1 rRNA gene is annotated in these 2,973 nt (G+C 52.2%); it reads left to right on the top strand.

Features of this window, described 5'->3' with window-relative positions:
- Positions 1-2,928 (top strand): 23S ribosomal RNA (locus tag MOK21_RS23570).
- The last annotated feature ends 45 nt before the right edge of the window (positions 2,929-2,973 follow it).

Raw genomic sequence — 2,973 nt, 5'->3', positions numbered from 1 at the left:
GGTTAAGTTATTAAGGGCGCACGGCGAATGCCTTGGCACTAGGAGCCGATGAAGGACGGCACTAACACCGATATGCTTCGGGGAGCTGTAAGTGAGCTTTGATCCGGAGATTTCCGAATGGGGGAACCCACTACGTTTAATCGCGTAGTATCTTGACGTGAATACATAGCGTCTTGAAGGCAGACCCAGGGAACTGAAACATCTAAGTACCTGGAGGAAGAGAAAGAAAAATCGATTCCCTGAGTAGCGGCGAGCGAAACGGGAAGAGCCCAAACCAAGAGGCTTGCCTCTTGGGGTTGTAGGACACTCTATACGGAGTTACAAAAGAGCGAGTTAGATGAAGCGACTTGGAAAGGTCCGCCAGAGCAGGTAAAAGCCCTGTAGTCGAAAGTTCGTTCTCTCCTGAGTGGATCCTGAGTACGGCGGAACACGTGAAATTCCGTCGGAATCCGGGAGGACCATCTCCCAAGGCTAAATACTACCTAGTGACCGATAGTGAACCAGTACCGTGAGGGAAAGGTGAAAAGCACCCCGGAAGGGGAGTGAAAGAGATCCTGAAACCGTGTGCCTACAAGTAGTTAGAGCCCGTTAATGGGTGATAGCGTGCCTTTTGTAGAATGAACCGGCGAGTTACGATTACGTGCGAGGTTAAGCTTTAGAAGGCGGAGCCGCAGCGAAAGCGAGTCTGAATAGGGCGAATTAGTACGTGGTCGTAGACCCGAAACCAGGTGATCTACCCATGTCCAGGGTGAAGGTGAGGTAACACTTACTGGAGGCCCGAACCCACGCACGTTGAAAAGTGCGGGGATGAGGTGTGGGTAGCGGAGAAATTCCAATCGAACTTGGAGATAGCTGGTTCTCTCCGAAATAGCTTTAGGGCTAGCCTCGTGATGAGAATACTGGAGGTAGAGCACTGTTTGGACTAGGGGGCCATCCCGGTTTACCGAATTCAGACAAACTCCGAATGCCAGATATTTATACACGGGAGTCAGACTGCGAGTGATAAGATCCGTAGTCAAAAGGGAAACAGCCCAGACCACCAGCTAAGGTCCCAAAGTAATCGTTAAGTGGAAAAGGATGTGGCGTTGCACAGACAACCAGGATGTTGGCTTAGAAGCAGCCATCATTTAAAGAGTGCGTAATAGCTCACTGGTCGAGTGACGCTGCGCCGAAAATGTATCGGGGCTAAACGATTCACCGAAGCTGTGGATTGACATCTACGATGTCAGTGGTAGGAGAGCGTTCTAAGTGCGTTGAAGTCAGATCGGAAGGACTGGTGGAGCGCTTAGAAGTGAGAATGCCGGTATGAGTAGCGAAAGACGGGTGAGAATCCCGTCCACCGTATGACTAAGGTTTCCTGAGGAAGGCTCGTCCGCTCAGGGTTAGTCGGGACCTAAGCCGAGGCCGACAGGCGTAGGCGATGGACAACAGGTTGATATTCCTGTACCACCTCCTCACCGTTTGAGAAATGGGGGGACGCAGTAGGATAGGGTAAGCGCGCTGTTGGATATGCGCGTCCAAGCAGTAAGGCGTGTGTGTAGGCAAATCCGCACACTGTAACGTTGAGCTGTGATGGCGAGTCCGTATGGACGAAGTTCCTGATTTCACACTGCCAAGAAAAGCCTCTATCGAGGTGAGAGGTGCCCGTACCGCAAACCGACACAGGTAGTCGAGGAGAGAATCCTAAGGTGTGCGAGAGAACTCTCGTTAAGGAACTCGGCAAAATGACCCCGTAACTTCGGGAGAAGGGGTGCTCTTGAGCGTGCAAGCGCATGAGAGCCGCAGTGAATAGGCCCAGGCGACTGTTTAGCAAAAACACAGGTCTCTGCAAAACCGTAAGGTGACGTATAGGGGCTGACGCCTGCCCGGTGCTGGAAGGTTAAGAGGAGTGGTTAGCGCAAGCGAAGCTGCGAATTGAAGCCCCAGTAAACGGCGGCCGTAACTATAACGGTCCTAAGGTAGCGAAATTCCTTGTCGGGTAAGTTCCGACCCGCACGAAAGGCGTAACGATCTGGGCACTGTCTCAACGAGAGACTCGGTGAAATTATAGTACCTGTGAAGATGCAGGTTACCCGCGACAGGACGGAAAGACCCCGTGGAGCTTTACTGTAGCCTGATATTGAATTTTGGTACAACTTGTACAGGATAGGTAGGAGCCAGAGATCTCGGAGCGCCAGCTTCGAAGGAGGCGTCGGTGGGATACTACCCTGGTTGTATTGAAATTCTAACCCATGCCCCTTAGCGGGGCAGGAGACAGTGTCAGGCGGACAGTTTGACTGGGGCGGTCGCCTCCTAAAAGGTAACGGAGGCGCCCAAAGGTTCCCTCAGAATGGTTGGAAATCATTCGTAGAGTGTAAAGGCACAAGGGAGCTTGACTGCGAGACCTACAAGTCGAGCAGGGTCGAAAGACGGGCTTAGTGATCCGGTGGTTCCGCATGGAAGGGCCATCGCTCAACGGATAAAAGCTACCCCGGGGATAACAGGCTTATCTCCCCCAAGAGTCCACATCGACGGGGAGGTTTGGCACCTCGATGTCGGCTCATCGCATCCTGGGGCTGTAGTCGGTCCCAAGGGTTGGGCTGTTCGCCCATTAAAGCGGTACGCGAGCTGGGTTCAGAACGTCGTGAGACAGTTCGGTCCCTATCCGTCGTGGGCGTAGGAAATTTGAGAGGAGCTGTCCTTAGTACGAGAGGACCGGGATGGACACACCGCTGGTGTACCAGTTGTCTTGCCAAAGGCATCGCTGGGTAGCTATGTGTGGACGGGATAAGTGCTGAAAGCATCTAAGCATGAAGCCCCCCTCAAGATGAGATTTCCCATTACGCAAGTAAGTAAGATCCCTCAAAGACGATGAGGTAGATAGGTTCGAGGTGGAAGTGTGGTGACACATGGAGCTGACGAATACTAATCGATCGAGGACTTAACCAAAACGTTTGAAACATTCAATGCACCGTTTATCCAGTTTTGAAAGAA

It is taken from the genome of Lysinibacillus sp. BPa_S21 (assembly GCF_023337795.1).
GTDB lineage: Bacteria > Bacillota > Bacilli > Bacillales_A > Planococcaceae > Lysinibacillus.
Note: the sequence above shows the minus strand (reverse complement) of the source record. Positions and strands in the feature narration are given on the sequence as shown.